Here is a 14,679-nt window from a genome sequence, read left to right on the forward strand (position 1 = left end):
GGGCGGGGCACCGTGCGATGCCGGTGACCGCAGCAGGTCGGCCAGTACGTGCGGCAGCCCCGCACTCGCCTCGTGCAGGGCTCGCGCCTCGTCTCCAGGGAGTCGGGACCAGGTGATGACGTCTTCGGGCGTGAGCGGCGCGAGGTCCAGCTGAGTGCGGGACACGGTGTGCGCCTGGCTGCCCGCGACACCCAGGGGCAGGCCCGGCACAGGGAGCTCCTCGGGTCGGTACAGAAGCAACAGCCGCATCCCTGCCGGGGGTTCGGCCAGACAGTCTCGCAGCCGGCGCAGTGTCGCGGCGTCCGCCCACTGCAGATCCTCAATGACCACCGGACCCGGCCCCGCGAGCACCTCACCGTCCAAGGGGCCCGGCCCCAGGAGCACGCCGCCGTCCTCCCCCGGCCCGGCGCCGCAGCGCACCACCCGGGCCTGCGGCGCGGCCGCGGCCACCAGAGCGCTCTTGCCGACGCCCGCCTCGCCCGCGACGTACACCACACAGGGCGCCTGCCCCAACGCCGCTCTGAGCGCAGCCACTTCCCGCTCCCGGCCGATCAACGGCATGCGTCCACCCCCTGGTTGAGCGTGTGCATGAAGATGCACGGGTGGGCGCTACGGCGCAAGGGTGGATCTTGCCTGGTGCGGTGGATGTGTTCGTCGGGTGGGGCGGTTGGAGCGGATACGGATCGAGTTGTCTCGGCGGTAGGGGCGCGACCGCGTCGGCCGGGCGGGCGCATCCCGGCAGGGCGCCTGCCGGGATGCGCCCGACGACATCAGTGCGTGCGGCGTGAACTCTTTTCGGATACCTGGTCGCTGAAGAATTCCCAGGCCACGGCGCGCATGTTCGGTCCGGTGGGATCTGCGCCGGGGTCGACGGGGCTCAGGGGTGCCCCGCCGGAGTAGGCGTGGAGCAGGCCGTCGATCGCGTACCGCTGCACCAGCAGGCGGCCGCGGGCGTCGCGCCAGTCGGTGCGGGTGAAGGTGCGGCCGTCGGTGCTGCCGCGGTGGATCGTCGCGGGCGTCGGGGAGACCGACCGGTCCGGTGTGCCGTTGTCGGCCCAGTCGTTGGTGCCGAGCCACTGGCGTACGAGGGCCCCCTGGTCGGTGAGTGCGGCGATCGGGTCGGCCGTGCCGTACGAGACGAGCATCGGCACGCGGCGGGCACGGTCGCCCATGGCCCGGTACGCCTCCAGGGCGGAGACGTCCGGGTCGGAGGTGCTGTTGGGGTACGGCGTGGTCGGGTTGCACTGGAGCCCGGCGTACATGCAGCCGACTTCGACCGCGACGCCCCGGAACACATCGGGGGATGTGGCAGCGGCCACGACCGCCATGGCTCCGCCGGCCGAGATCCCCGATACGAAGACCTGGCGCGGGTCGGCGCCGTGCGTGGCGACCGCCTGCCGGGTGAGCCCCGCAAGCAGCGAGGGTGCCCGGCCCTCGCGTCCCGCGTACGCCGAGCCGCCCCAGTCCCAGATGCCCTGTGCGCCGTTGTCCGGGTCCTCTTGCGGATAGACGGCGATGAATCCTTCCCGCCAGGCCACCTCGTTGAGCCGGGACCGGCACATGACGTCCCGTGCGTCGTCGTTCGCGCCATGAAGGTGCACCACGACGCCGGGACGGGCTCGCACCGAGTCGGGAACGTACACGTAGAACGTCATCGACCCCAGCGCGTTGGTCGTGACCTGCCGGGTGAGCGTGCCGTGACCGGCGTCGCCCGCGCACCGTGAGGTCACCGGGGTACCGGCGCCGGTGGGCGGGCTGGCGAGGGCGGCAGGGACGGTGGCGAGGAGGATGCCCAGCAGGCCCGCCCCCACAGCGGCAGCATGCCGCTTGCCGCGCCTCACCGTTCAACCGCCTTCGCCAGTACGGACGCACAGCGTTCGGCGCCGCGGTCGGTCATGATGATCGCCGCGTGGTCGACGCGCTCGACGAGCTCGGTGTGCAGCAGATGAGGCGTCCGCCCGGCGATCTCGGCGACGTGCTCGGGCGCGTACATGGGCGCGCTGCCCTCGCCCGCCGACCACTCGGCGTACAACAGCCGTGTCGGGGCGGTGACTTGGGCCAGCGCGGTGACCGGCCGTTCGGAGCCGAGGACGCTGACCCCGTCGTCGACGACGGTCTCGAGGTCGCGGACCACGGGTCCGCCCGCAGCGCCGTCGCGCAGGTCGTGGGCGAGCATCTCGACGAACCGGGGGTCGGTGGCGTCCGCCAACGGCGCCGACGTGGCGGCATAGTGCGCGGCGTACGCCGCGGCGTCGGCCCACACCTTCTGGTCGTCGTACTTCGTCCGCAGGGAGTTCGCGAGCAGGTCGGGCGGCAGCGTGGCGGACACCGGAAGGCCGCCGTCGATCAAGGTGAGTGAGCGGACGCGGTGGGGGTGGCGGGCGGCGAGTTCGACGGCGATGAACCCGCCGAGCGACATGCCCACGACGTCCACACGGGTGAGGTGGAGCGCGTCGAGCAGGGCGGCAAGACCGTCGGCGTGCGCTCCTACCGAGGACGGCCGGTCCCGCCGTGCGGGGGTGAGTCCTCGGCCGGGCAGGTCCGGGGCGATCAGCGTCGCCCAGGGTGCGGCCTCGTGGAGCCAGGTCCACAGCCGGCTGGTGCTGGAGACGCCGTGGATGGCGAGGACCGGAGTGCTGTCGCCCGTCCAGGTCAGGGTGTGGAACGGTCCGGCGGCGGTCTCGGTCCGCTGCCTCTGCCTCTGCCTCTGCCTCTGCCTCTGCGGGTGTGTCATGTCGCCCTTCCTGCCCGTGCCAGTTCGGTTCGGATCATGTTGAAGACCTCCGCACGGACGGCGAGGAAGCGCGGGTCCGCCTTGGTGGTGAGCTGGTCGCGCTCCGGGGGCAGGTCCACGCGCAGATCGGCGGTGATCGACGCCGGTGTGCCGGCGAGGACCACGACCCGGTCCGCGAGATAGACGGCCTCGTCGATGTCGTGGGTGACGACGACCAGGGTGATGCCGGTGTCGCGGCGGATGGTCAGCACCATGTCCTCGAGGTCGGCCCGGGTCTGGGCGTCGACGGAGGCGAACGGCTCGTCCATCAGCAGGACACCTGGGCGGTAGGCCAGGGCCCGTGCGATCGCCACGCGTTGCTGCATACCGCCCGAGACCTGCCACGGGTAGAGCGACCCGGTGCCGTCCAGGCCGACGTCGGCCAGCGCCTGCTGGGCTCGGCTGCGCCGCTCCTGGGAGCCGAGGCCGCGGCGCAGCGGCAGCATCACGTTGTCGAGGATCGACATCCACGGCATGAGTGAGCGGCTGTAGTCCTGGAACACCACGGCCAGGTCCGGCGGCGGCTCCATGACGCGGCGCCCGTCCAACCGGACCTCGCCGCCGGTGGGCCGGAGCAGTCCGGCCAGACAGCGCAGCAGGGTCGACTTGCCCGTACCGGAATGGCCGACCACGCACACCGCTTCCCCGGCGCGTACCTGAAGGTCCACACCGTGCAGCACGGGCCGGGCGGCCCGGTCCACGACGTAGGAGTGCGACAGGCCGATCGCCTGCAGGAATTCGCTGTCCGTCATGGTCATCGCGCCCCTTCTCCCAAGACGGCGGCAGCGGCCCGTTGGCCGCGGTGCCAGGACAGGACCCAGCGCTCGAAGCCGGCGCTGAGCAGGTTGAGCAGATACCCGAGCAGTCCGAGCAGGACGATTCCGGCCCACATGTCGGCGATGGCGTAGGTGCGTTGGGCCTGGAGCACGAAGTAGCCGATGCCGTTGCCGGCGCCGAACATCTCGCTGCCGACGACGACCACGACCGCCACCGAGACGCTGGTACGGAAGCCGACGACCACCTGCGGCATCGCCGAGGGCAGCACGACGCGGAACGCGATGTCGGTGCGGGTCAGGCGGTAGGCGCGGGCCACTTCGCGGATCTGCGGGTCGACCGAGCGGACGCCGTCGACGGTGTTGAGGAATGTCGGCCAGAACGCGCCGAGGGCGATCAGCGCGACCTTGGAGGTCACGCCGAGGCCCAACAGGCCGAAGACCAGTGGGAGCAGGGCAAGGATCGGGGTGGCCCGCATGAACTCCATCAGCGGCAGCAGCGCCGAGTGCAGGCGCGGCATCCGTCCGATCACGATGCCCGTGGCCACCGCGGCGGCCACGCCGCAAAGGAGTCCCCATCCGAGGTTCTGCAGGCTGGGTACGAGGTGGACCGGCACCTGGTCGAAGAGCCACAGCTCGCGGAAGCGTTCCGCGATCTGCGACAGGGGCGGGAAGTACAGCGAGGTGCTCGACGCCGAGCCGACCCACCACACAGTCACCGCGAGCACCGGCAGCCAGGCCTCGACCAGCAGGTGGCGGCCGAGCCGGAGCAGTCGGGCGCTCATCGCCGGCTCCGTACGGAAGGGTGCCACCGGATCATCCGGCGCTCCAGGCGCGAGACCGCCAGGGCCACGGCCAGACCGAGGAAGGCGGCCAGCAGCGTCAAGGCGTATACGTCGACGGTGTCGCCGTTGCGCTGTGCGGTGCCGAGCAGGGCGCCGACGCCGGGCACGAGGATGAGCATCTCGATGCTCATCGCCAGGAGCATGCCGAGGATCGCGCTCAGCCGCAGTCCCGTCGCCACGAAGGGCAATGCGCCGGGCAGGACCACGCGGCGCAGGGTCCCCCAGGTCCCCAGCCGGAAGCTGCGGGCGGTCTCCAGGGCCAGCGGGTCCGCGTCGCGGACGCCGTACGCGGTCTGCAGGAGCAACGGCCATACGCAGGCGGGCACCACGACGACCAGAACGGCGGAGCGGCTCGCGCCGAACACCAGGGCGGCCAGCGGGATCAGGCCTAGTGCCGGGATGGTCCGCAGAAAGTCGACGACGAGCCGGGTGCTGCGGTAGGCGAAGTTGCTGAGTCCGAGCCCGATGCCGAGCGGAACGGCCAGCGCGATGGCGATCGCGATACCGATCCCCCAGCCGGTCAGCGTCTGGCCCACGGCGGTCCACACCTCTGCGGTGACCAACAGCTCGCCGAGCCGCGCGAAGGTCGCTGCCGGCGGGGCCAGGGCGTCGTCGCTGACGATCCCGGAGCGGTCCAGGAGCTCCCAAGCTGCCAACGCGCCCAGCAGGACGGCTGCTTGAGCGACCCACGGACGGCGGCCGGCGCTCCGTGGTGTGTGCGCCGCGGCCGGCCCGCGGAGGGGCGCGGCCAGTGGACGTTCGTGTGCGATCTGGGTCATGGCGCCACCGTCAGGTCGGCGCTGTTCACGGGCTTGGCGAGGGCGCCGTAGCGGACCAGCACGTCGTTGATGACGGCGAAACTGTCCGGGTCGATGTCGGCCTTGAAGGCGTTGAGCTTGGTGGCCTTGGCGATCGCGGGCGTCATCTTGTAGTGCTTCTCGTAGATCGGCAGCAGCCGGTCGGGGTTCTTGGCGGCCAGTTCCAGGGATTCCTTGATCGCGGCCTGGACCTGCTCGACCACCTTGGGGTTCTTCGCCGCCCAGTCCTTGCTCGCGGTGATGACGAGCCGGGGCGATGCGCCGAAGACCTTCTCGATCGGGTCGCCCATCGGCGCCTTGGCCGCGCCCGAGTCGAGCAGTTGGCTGAGTACGGGGTCGGCGACCAGCGCGGCGTCGATCTGTCCCTTGGCGAGGCCGTCCCTGGCCGAGGCGAACGGGATCTCGACGATTTCCACCTTGTCGGCGTCGCCGCCGTCATCGGTGACGTCCTGCCGTACACCGAACTCGGAGGCGGACTTGAGGAGGTTGACGCCGACCTTCTTGCCTTCGAGGTCCTTCGGCCGCTTGATGTCGCTGTCCTCGGCGACCAGGAGGGCCGAGCCGGTGGTCTTGGCGGCTCCTGCCTCGAACGTGGTCACGCCGCTGACAGCGGTGATGGGCACCTTCTGGCCCACGGCGAGCGCGAGGCCGGGTCCGGTCTGCACGCTGAGATCGAAGGAGCCGGAGATGAGTCCCCCGACCAGGTCGGCAGCGCCGACCTCGGAGGCGTCCACCTTCAGACCGTGCTTCTCGAAGACGCCGTCCTGGATGCCGAGCAGGATCGGGGCCGAGTCCGTGAGCGAGTAGCCCCACTTGAGATGCGTCAGACCGTCGGCGCCCGTGTTCTTGGCGGTGGCGGACGGGCCGCCGCACGCGGCGAGCGGCGTGAACAGTCCCGCCAGCGCGAGCGTGGTCGCGAGGGCGCGCTTCAGGCGGATGCGTACGGTCATGCGGCTCCTCCAGAGCGGTGCGGGATAGCGGGGACGTCGGGGGGCGGGGCGAAGATCTTGCCGGGGTTGAGCAGCCAGGCCGGGTCGAGTGCGGACTTGACGGCGCGGTGCAGGGCGAGCACGGCGGGGTCGAGTTCGCGGGTGAGCCCGCCTGCTTTGAGCAGGCCCACGCCGTGCTCGCCGGTGACCGTGCCGCCGAGGGCCAGGGCGGCGTCGAGGATCTCCTCGAAGGCGAGTTGGGCGCGTCCGCGGGCCGCGTCGTCACCGTGCTCGGTGAGGAGCAGCGGGTGCAGGTTGCCGTCGCCGGCGTGCGCGATGTTGGCGATGGTGACGTCGTGGCGGCGGCCGATCTCGTCGATGCGGCCGAGCATGGCGGGGATGTGTTCGCGCGGTACGCACACGTCCTCGGTGAGCACCGGTCCGAGGCGTCCGACGGCCGGATAGGCCAGCCGTCGGGCGGCGAACAGTGCCTCGGCCTCCTCCGGGTCGGTGGACCGCTCGGCCCAAGTGGCCCCGGCGTCCTGGAAGCAGGCCACCACCTGGTCGGCCATGCGCTCGGCGGTCTCGCCCGGGTCGTCGAGCCGGGCGAGCAGGACGACGTCCGCTTCCAGTGACAGGCCCATGTTCTTCCACTCGTCGACGGCCCGCAGGCAGTGCCGGTCGACGAGTTCGAGCGCCGCGGGGGTGATGCCCGCGGCGCCTACGGCCCGTACCGCTTCGCCCGCTGTGACCACGTCGGAGAAGAACCCGGCGACGGTGACGGCGGGCCCGGGCAGGGGCCGCAGCCGTACGGTCACCTCGGTGACGATCCCGAGGGTGCCCTCCGAGCCGACGACGAGACCGGCGAGGTCGTATCCCGCGACGCCCTTGGCCGTACGGCGACCGAGCCGGACCACCTCGGCGGTGCCGGTGACCATTTCGAGCTCGAGTACGTAGTCACGGGTGACGCCGTACTTCACGCAGCACAGGCCGCCGGCGTTGGTGGCCACGTTGCCGCCGATGGTCGACCAGGGGGAGCTCGCGGGGTCGGGCGGGTACCACAGTCCGTGCTCGGCGACGGCCGCGCGCAGGTCGTCGTTGACGACGCCGGGCCCCACGACGGCCAGCCGCTCCAGCGGGTCGATCTCGACGATGTCCGTCATCCGGTCCAGACTCACCACGACGCAGCCGTCCACGGCGTTCGCGCCGCCGGACAGGCCGGTGCCGGCGCCGCGCGCGATGACCGGGGCCCGGTGGCGCAAGCACACCTCGACCGTGCTGCGTACATCCTCGGTGGTGAGCGCCCGTACGACGGCCGCCGCGCGGCCGACCGGCGCCCACTCGGCCTCGTCGTGGCTGAGACCGGCGATCACATCGGGATCGAGCAGGACACGCCCCTCGGGCAGGGCGGCCAGCAGGTCCTCGACGAGAGGGGCAAAGGGCGCTGCGGGCGGCGCCGACGGCTCGGATTTCATGCGGTCAGTGCAGCACCGCCGATGCGCCGCGGGCGTCGGAGATATTCTCCGAGGTTCCCGCTTTCGTACGGAGAATTTCTACAGGTTGGGGGCGGCCGTCGACCTGCAGGTTGCGAGCGACCCTCGACCTACAGGTTGCGAGCAGCCATCAAATGGCGCATCCGCAAGGCCAGTTGGATCTCCCAGGCGCGCTCGGGGCCCCGCCAGCCTTCGCCGAGCAGCTCCGTGACGCGGTCGAGCCGGTGGTAGAGCGTGTTCGCGTGGATGTTCAGCGCCTCGCAGGTACGGGCGTGATGCTGGGCCTCGCCGAGGAAGACCTCACAGGTGCGCGTCAGGTCGCTTTGCTTGGCCCGGTCGTGTTCCACCAGGCGGCCGATGGTGGCCTGCACGAAGGCGCGGATGTCGTGGCGGCCTGCCCGGCTGAACACCGAGCGGTAGATGCCCAGTTCCTCGACGAGGGCCACATCGCGCTCCCGGGCGAGGGCTTGGAGCAGGGCGGCGGTCTGGCGTGCGGACTCGTGCGCCTCGCGCATACCGGCCGGGCCTCCCCCGTCGCAGGCCGCGACACCGACGGCGGCCGGGAGCGCGCCGTCGCCGAGGACGAGCACCCGGTCACGGACCGTCTGGGGGTCGACGCGCGGCAGCAGGGCCACGGCGCCGCTGCCGTGTTCGGCGGACCAGCCACCGAGTTCGGCTGCGAGCCGGGCGGCCAGCCGCGTGGTGGCGCGCTCCTCCCCGTCGGCCGGTGCAAGGACGACCACGGTGCGCAGCGCATCGAGGTCGATCCCGGCGGCGCGGGCCCGCCGCCGCACACTCACCTCTCCGCCGTCGGGGGCCAACAGCGCGCTGACGAACTCGCCGCGTGCCCGCAACTCCGCCTCCGCGACAGCACGTTGGCCGGCCACCGCCATGCCCACGGTGGCGGCGGCGATCTCGAGCAGCCGTACCGCATCGGCCTCCACCGGCTCCGCACCCGCCACCAGGACGCAGCCCGCGCAACCGTCCGGCAGCGCCACCATGGTCCCGGCGAAGTGCCGCTCACCCTCACTCCAGGTGCGGCTGCGCCGACGCTCGAACCACTCCCCGGGGGACTGCGGACCCAGCAGCGCCTCCAACTCCGCCGCCTCCGGCACCTCAGGAGTCAGCGGTCGTCCGGCGGCGTCGAGGATCAGCACCGGCAGTCCGACCGCGCGGCTCAGGACCTCCGCGATCCCGGGCACGTCGCCGCCTCGGATCATCAACTGCCACAGGTCCTCGCGCAGATCGTTGGCCTGCTGCCGGGCGGCGATGGTCCGCTGCAGGCTGCGGTTGCTCTCGCGCAATTCCGCCAGCGCCGCCACGTGCTGCTCGAACAACTCGGCATTGCGCAGCGCCACAGCGGCGTGCGCGGCGAGGCCGGCCAGGAGCTCGACCTCACGCTCGGAGAAGCGCCGCGGCCGCCGCTCCGCCGCCAGCAGCACACCGAGTCCCTCGTCACGCACCTGCAACGGGACCCCGAGAATCCCGCCGAGCTGCTCGCTGGTCGCGGCTGTCTCCAGGGGCCGGCCGCGCCGCAGCCGGGGGTCGCCGAGATAGTCCTCGCTCCACAGCGGCCGGCCGTGCCGGAGCACCAGGCCGCCCAGGCCCTCCTCGGCTCCCAGGACGATGCCGCGCAGCACCGAGCCCATGGATCCGTCGGCGGTCTCGATCCGCAGGTCCTGCTCCCCGTGGCGCAGCATGATGTACGCGACGTCGACACCCAGCAGCTGCCGTGCCTGCACACAGACTTCGTGCAGCACTTCGCGGGTGTCGCGCAGGGTGGCCAGGCGCCGGGCCAGGTCGTTCAGGGCCGCCAGTTCGCGCGCGGTCTGCCGGCGGTCCTCCAGATGGTTCTTGATGACATCGGCATGCGCTCCGTCAGTTTCTGTCTCCCGGCGCGCCTCGACGTCGGCGTTCTCCAAGAGCGCGGCACGGTGGTCGTGCAGTTCGGCTCGGGAGGCGTCGGCGGCCAGCAGGCCCAGCCAGGACCGCGTCTTGTCAGTGCCTGTCACACCGCCCAGTCCATCATCAGGCACGGGAACGGCGCCACGGTCACCTCTGTGGGGTCACTGCCACGGACCGTGATCGTCCACTTCTCCGCGCACCCCCGTCCGGTCACTGCCCCAGGCCGTCCGATCCCTGCGCAAGTCCGTCAAGAGCGACCCGGGCCTGTGTGCGGTACTCCTCCACCCGCGCCATCTTGATGTGCTCGTATCCCCGGATCGTCTGCGGCAGTTCGGCCAGCCGTACGACGTCGTCGGCGTTGTCCGGGGTGAGCCGGTCCAGGGCCTGGCGCATCAGCTGCTGGTACTGCGTGACCAGGGCCCGCTCCGTGCGGCGGACCTCGGTGCGGGCGAAGGGGTCCAGCGGGGTGCCCCGCAGCTTGCGGCCGGCCCGCAGCAGCCGGAACGCCGGTTCGCTGGTGCGTCGCAGCCGCAGTTTGCGGTTGATACCCAGCGCGCGCAGCACCGGCGGGTGGAGCAGGACCGAGACGCGCGCGTCCGCGCCGAACTCCGCGCGGATGCGAGCCTGTTCGGCCGGGTCCAGATGCAGCCGCGCCACCTCGTACTCGTCCTTGTATGCCATCAACTGGTGCAGCGAGGTGGCGAAGGCGTGGGCGACGCGGCGTCCGTGCCGCTCCCCCGCGCGGTCCGTGGCCAGGGCGGTGACGGCCTTCACCGCCTGTCGGTAGCGCTCGGCGTAGGCCGTGTTCTGGTACTCCGTGAGGTCGTCGGCGCGCAGGGCGACCGCTTCCTCCAGGGTGCTGCTGAGGGGGGTTGCCGGCTGCTGCGGCGGGGCGACGGCTCGACGTACCGCCTCGGGGTCGAGGGCTACGGCGCGGCCCCAGCGGAACGCGGCCAGGTTCTTCGCCACGGACGCGCCGTTGAGTTCGATGGCTTGTTCCATCGCCTGCGCGCTGACGGGCAGGCAGCCGTGCTGGTAGGCGGCGCCGAGCAGCAGCATGTTGGCCGGCATGTGGTCGCCGAAGAGCTGCTCTGCCAGACCCTGGGCGTCCAGGGCCAGCGGTGTCGCGTCCCGAGTGGCGGAGGCGATCTTGGCCAGGGCATCCTGCGGGCTGCCGGGCACGGCAACCTGCCGCGTGATCATGGCGGCGGTCGGGACGACGGCCGTGTTGACGACCGCGATCGTCCGCTCGGGCGCGCACGTCGCCAGCGTGGAGCCGGATGCCGCGCCGAGCAGGTCGAAGCCGATGAGGACGTCGACGCCACCACCCGATGCGCGTACGGAACCGGTGACGGGGTCCTTGCCGATCCGTACGTCGCTGACGACGGGCCCGCCCTTCTGCGCCAGACCGGTCTGGTCGAGTCCTGCCGCGTGCAGGCCGTCCAGGTGTGCGGCCATCTGCAGGATCTGGGAGACGGTGACGACGCCCGTACCGCCGATCCCGGGCATGCGCAGGACGACTTCCCGGCCGCCGAAGCGGTCCTGCGGTTCGGGCAGGCCGCCGGGAGGTTCGGGCAGTCGGGCCGGGGCCGACGGGGCGGTGGAGGAGCCCGGCTCGACCAGGAGGAAGGAGGGGCAGTCACCCTTGAGGCAGCTGAGGTCGGAGTTGCAGGACGGCTGGTGGATACGGGTCTTGCTGCCGAACTCGGTCTCGACGGGCTGCACCGACAGGCAGGTCGACTGCTCGGCGCAGTCCCCGCAGCCTTCGCAGACGCGCTCGTTGACGACCACCTTCGCGACGGGTGTGGGCAGCAGGCCGCGCTTGCGCATCCTGCGCTCCTCGGCCGCGCAGCGGTCGTCGTGGATCAGCACCGTCACCCCGTCGACCGCCGCCAACTCGGCTTCGACTTCGGCAAGTTCGTCGCGGTGGCGCACGCTCGCCCGACGATCCAGCCGGATACCGCGGTAGCGGCGCGGCTCGTCCGTGGTGATCACGATGCGGCGCACACCTTCGAGGGCAAGGAGCCGGGTGAGCGCGGGAACGTCCAGTCCGCCCTCGACGCTCTGCCCGCCGGTCATGGCGACGGCCTCGTTGTAGAGGAGCTTGTACGTCATGGTCACACCGGCCGCGACGGCGGCGCGCACGGCGAGCGAGCCGGAGTGGTGGAAGGTGCCGTCGCCCAGGTTCTGCACGAAATGCGGGTCGTCGGTGAAAGGCGCGAGGCCGAACCACTGTGCCCCTTCGCCGCCCATCTGCGTCAGGCCCACCAGATGGCCGCGCATGCCGCTGTCGTCGAGGGCGACCATGGCGTGGCATCCGATGCCCACCCCGACGAGCGTGTCCTGGGTGGTGCGGGTGGATCGGTTGTGCGGGCAGCCGGAACAGAAGAACGGTGTGCGGTCGGCGACGAGCGGCAGCAGGCGCGGTCCGGCCGGCTGCTTCTTCGGTTCGAGGGCGGCCGACGGCCGCGGCAGACGCTCGGCGCCGATGAGTCCGGCCAGCGCGCGGGCGACGTCGTCGGCCTTCACGGCGCCGCGCACCGGCAGCAGCGTGCGCCCTGCCGCGTCCCGTCGCCCGACGATGACCGGGGCGTCGGACCGCCCGTACAGGGCCTGCTTGATCTGCCCTTCGAGGAAGTCGCTCTTGTCCTCCACGACCAGCAACTGCTCGAGCCCCTGGGTCAGTTCGACCAGGTGCCCGGCGTCCAAGGGAAAGGGCATACCCAGCGCGATCAGACGGATACCGAGCCGCCCCGCTTCCGCCTCGTCGATGCCGAGATCGCTCAGCGCCCTTCGTACGGCAGCGAAGGACGCCCCCGGTGCGACCACTGCGAGGCGCGCCTGCCGGGCCGAGGAGACGATCCGGTTGATGCCGTGCTCGCGCGCGTAGGCACGGGCTATGCCCATGCGGCGGGTCAGCAGATCCTCTTCGGCGTCCAGCGCGGCCGGACCGACCAGCACCTTCGCCGGGGCCTGGGCCCGGCGCTCGGGGATGGGGACGTTCCGGTGGAGGTCGGCGAGGTCGACGGTGGCCGACGAGTCGGCGACATCGGCCACGATCTTCAGGCCCGTCCACAGTCCCGCCGCCCTGGACAGGGCGACCGCGTGCAGACCGTACTCGATGAGTTCACGCACCGAACCCGGTGCGAACAGCGGCAGCCCGAGGCTCTGACACAGCACCTCGCAACTGCTGGGCAGCGTCGAGGACTTGCAGTCCGGGTCGTCCCCGATCCAGGCGACCGCACCGCCCAGCGGAGCGGTGCCTGCCGTCGTGGCATGCCGGATGGCGTCGGCGGCCCGGTCGAGGCCGGGGTTCTTGCCGTACCAGAACCCGGTCACGCCCTCGTGCCGTCCGCCCGGCAGCCGGCCCAGATGCTGGGTGCCGCCGACCGCGGTGGCGGCGAGCTCCTCGTTCAGTCCCGCCCGGAAGACCACGCCGGCTTCGTCGAGGAACCGGGAGGCGCGGCCCATCTCCAAGTCCACGCCGCCCAGCGGGGAGCCTTGGTAGCCGGAGACGAACACCCGGGTGTCCAGGCCTCGTTCGCGGTCGATACGGCGCTGTTCCAGCGTGAGGCGGACCAGGGCCTGCACCCCGGACATCAAGGCGCGGCCCTCGGTGGCCGTGTACTTGTCGTCCAGAGACAGGGCTCGGCTGCGAACACTCACAGGGTCCTCCACGGCGGCGGGGGTTCGGGGAGCGGGAACACCCCCAGCACACAACCCGACTTCACAGCACGCAAGACCTGCTCTCCCGATCACGCGCAAGACGCAAAGAAGTCATGGAAGTTGCCCCTGCTGCTTGATTTCATTGCGTCGGACGCCGGATACCGGCGGTCCGCAGAAGACGGTTCGCGGACCGCGTATCGCCATGAAGGATCACCACAGAGGAGCACGCCATGCCGGGTGACGAGTTGGACGAGACAGACCATCAACTGCTGCGTCTGCTCCAGGCGGACGGCCGTCGCACGTTCTCGGAGATGGCTCCCGAGGTCGGCCTCTCCGTGGCCGCGGTCAAGCGCCGTATCGACCGGATGCGCGAGTCCGGGGTGATCACCGGCTTCACCGTGCAGGTCGATCACGCCAAGCTCGGCTGGGGCATCGAGGCGTTCACGGAACTTCGCTTCGCCGGGACCACCAGCGTCAAGGACATCCTGGCCAGCGCTTCGCGCGCGCCCGAAGTGCAGGCGGTGTTCACCATCGCCGGCGACCTCGACGCCCTGGTCCATATGCGCGTACGGGACATCAACCATCTGCAGGAGGTGATCGACCGCCTGCGCGGATCCGGCAAGGTCATCGGGACCAGGACGCTGATGGTGCTTGGCTCATGGACACGGGACGACTGAGGCACCACCGCCCGCACGGGACCACCGAGGGGCCGCCGCCCGCACGGAACCGGCGCGGGCGGCTATCGCTTCTTCGTGTAGGTGAGGAAGGCACCGCCACTCTCCAGGATCTTGCTGTCGGTGAGGGTGAACACAGCCGGATCGAACGACGCCTTCGTGCCGAAGAGCGGGATGCCGGCGCCGATGGTGAGCGGGCCCAGCTTGAGGATGAGCTGGTCGATCTCCGCGTACAGCACGCCGGCCAGTTCACCGCCGCCGATGAGCCAGATGTCCTTGCCGTCTTCCTGCTTGAGCTGCCGCACCCTGCCGACCGGGTCCTCCCGAACCAGTTCGACGCGAGGATCGGGGCTCTCGGGCAGGGTGCGGGAGAACACGAGGTGGCGCAGGTGCGGGTAGGCGTCGGTGAGACCGGCGTCCAGGCCGACCTGGTAGGTGCGGCGCCCCTCGAGGACGGTGTCGAAGTGCGTGCCCGGGGCGGTGACACCGAGGGCTTGCCGCGCGGGGGCCGGCAGCGTCTCGGGGAACTCGGCGATCAGGTGCCCCAGGTAGTCCTCGGCGATCGGCCAGAACGCGTCCGGACCACTGGTGGGATCGGCCCCGTCGGGGCCGGCGATCTGTCCGTCGAGGGTGGAAGCGATGAAGTAGACGAGCTTGCGCACGGGCCCCTCCTCGGGACGGTGATCTTCGGGTGTGTGGTGTTCGGTGCGGTGCGTGATGGGGGCTGTCATGTGTCCTTTCGGTGGCCGGACTTCAGCGGCGGGTGCCCGGCTTGGGCATCGGGCGGGGGCGGGGGATGGAGC

At 71.5% G+C, this 14,679-nt stretch carries 12 protein-coding genes; 1 reads left to right on the plus strand and 11 read right to left on the minus strand.

Features of this window, described 5'->3' with window-relative positions; all coding sequences use genetic code 11:
• The 10 genes from G6045_RS32730 to G6045_RS32775 all read right to left on the minus strand — a co-directional run.
• Positions 1-561: ATP-binding protein (locus tag G6045_RS32730; RefSeq protein WP_235968464.1), on the minus strand; the 561-nt coding region annotated here is incomplete at its 3' end.
• Between the two features lie 209 nt (positions 562-770).
• Positions 771-1,811 (minus strand): extracellular catalytic domain type 1 short-chain-length polyhydroxyalkanoate depolymerase, encoded by a 1,041-nt coding sequence (locus G6045_RS32735; protein ID WP_165335804.1) that lies wholly within the window; start codon positions 1,809-1,811, stop codon positions 771-773.
• A gap of 26 nt (positions 1,812-1,837) precedes the next feature.
• A complete protein-coding gene (locus tag G6045_RS32740; RefSeq protein WP_165335805.1) occupies positions 1,838-2,734 on the minus strand; it encodes an alpha/beta fold hydrolase in 897 nt (298 codons plus the stop codon).
• Positions 2,731-3,525: an ABC transporter ATP-binding protein gene (locus G6045_RS32745; RefSeq protein ID WP_206344499.1), complete on the minus strand. Its 795-nt coding sequence runs from the start codon at positions 3,523-3,525 to the stop codon at positions 2,731-2,733. Before G6045_RS32745 ends, G6045_RS32740 begins: the two co-directional genes overlap by 4 nt.
• Before the next feature lie 2 nt (positions 3,526-3,527).
• Entirely contained in the window at positions 3,528-4,331 is an 804-nt protein-coding gene (locus G6045_RS32750; RefSeq protein WP_165335807.1) for an ABC transporter permease, read from the minus strand.
• The gene (locus G6045_RS32755; RefSeq protein WP_165335808.1) at positions 4,328-5,170 is read right to left on the minus strand and encodes an ABC transporter permease; all 843 of its coding nucleotides are present in this window, start codon (positions 5,168-5,170) and stop codon (positions 4,328-4,330) included. Before G6045_RS32755 ends, G6045_RS32750 begins: the two co-directional genes overlap by 4 nt.
• Positions 5,167-6,159 (minus strand): ABC transporter substrate-binding protein, encoded by a 993-nt coding sequence (locus G6045_RS32760; RefSeq protein ID WP_165335809.1) that lies wholly within the window; start codon positions 6,157-6,159, stop codon positions 5,167-5,169. Before G6045_RS32760 ends, G6045_RS32755 begins: the two co-directional genes overlap by 4 nt.
• Complete coding sequence (locus G6045_RS32765; RefSeq protein ID WP_165335810.1) at positions 6,156-7,613, minus strand: FAD-binding oxidoreductase; 1,458 nt, start codon at positions 7,611-7,613, stop codon at positions 6,156-6,158. Before G6045_RS32765 ends, G6045_RS32760 begins: the two co-directional genes overlap by 4 nt.
• 128 nt (positions 7,614-7,741) lie before the next feature.
• On the minus strand, positions 7,742-9,643 hold the full coding sequence (locus G6045_RS32770; protein WP_165335811.1) for a helix-turn-helix domain-containing protein: 1,902 nt from the start codon (positions 9,641-9,643) through the stop codon (positions 7,742-7,744).
• A gap of 103 nt (positions 9,644-9,746) precedes the next feature.
• Positions 9,747-13,202, minus strand: coding sequence for an indolepyruvate ferredoxin oxidoreductase family protein (locus tag G6045_RS32775; protein WP_165335812.1), 3,456 nt, complete (start codon positions 13,200-13,202; stop codon positions 9,747-9,749).
• 230 nt (positions 13,203-13,432) lie between these two features.
• Between G6045_RS32775 and G6045_RS32780 the strand changes: the two genes are divergently transcribed.
• Positions 13,433-13,879: an Lrp/AsnC family transcriptional regulator gene (locus G6045_RS32780; RefSeq protein ID WP_165335813.1), complete on the plus strand. Its 447-nt coding sequence runs from the start codon at positions 13,433-13,435 to the stop codon at positions 13,877-13,879.
• A 62-nt stretch (positions 13,880-13,941) separates the two neighbouring features.
• Here the strand turns inward: G6045_RS32780 and G6045_RS32785 are convergent, their stop codons facing one another.
• A complete protein-coding gene (locus tag G6045_RS32785) occupies positions 13,942-14,538 on the minus strand; it encodes a dihydrofolate reductase family protein (RefSeq protein WP_165335814.1) in 597 nt (198 codons plus the stop codon).
• Positions 14,539-14,679 lie beyond the last annotated feature (141 nt).

The sequence above is a fragment of the Streptomyces mesophilus genome (assembly GCF_011044995.1).
GTDB classification, from domain to species: domain Bacteria; phylum Actinomycetota; class Actinomycetes; order Streptomycetales; family Streptomycetaceae; genus Streptomyces; species Streptomyces mesophilus.

Coding starts and splice junctions, on each gene's coding strand:
- G6045_RS32740 (WP_165335805.1), bottom strand. CDS start 2,734: ATGACACACCCGCAGAGGCAGAGGCAGAGGCAGAGGCAGAGGCAGCGG.
- G6045_RS32745 (WP_206344499.1), bottom strand. CDS start 3,525: ATGACGGACAGCGAATTCCTGCAGGCGATCGGCCTGTCGCACTCCTAC.
- G6045_RS32750 (WP_165335807.1), bottom strand. CDS start 4,331: ATGAGCGCCCGACTGCTCCGGCTCGGCCGCCACCTGCTGGTCGAGGCC.
- G6045_RS32755 (WP_165335808.1), bottom strand. CDS start 5,170: ATGACCCAGATCGCACACGAACGTCCACTGGCCGCGCCCCTCCGCGGG.
- G6045_RS32760 (WP_165335809.1), bottom strand. CDS start 6,159: ATGACCGTACGCATCCGCCTGAAGCGCGCCCTCGCGACCACGCTCGCG.
- G6045_RS32765 (WP_165335810.1), bottom strand. CDS start 7,613: ATGAAATCCGAGCCGTCGGCGCCGCCCGCAGCGCCCTTTGCCCCTCTC.
- G6045_RS32780 (WP_165335813.1), top strand. CDS start 13,433: ATGCCGGGTGACGAGTTGGACGAGACAGACCATCAACTGCTGCGTCTG.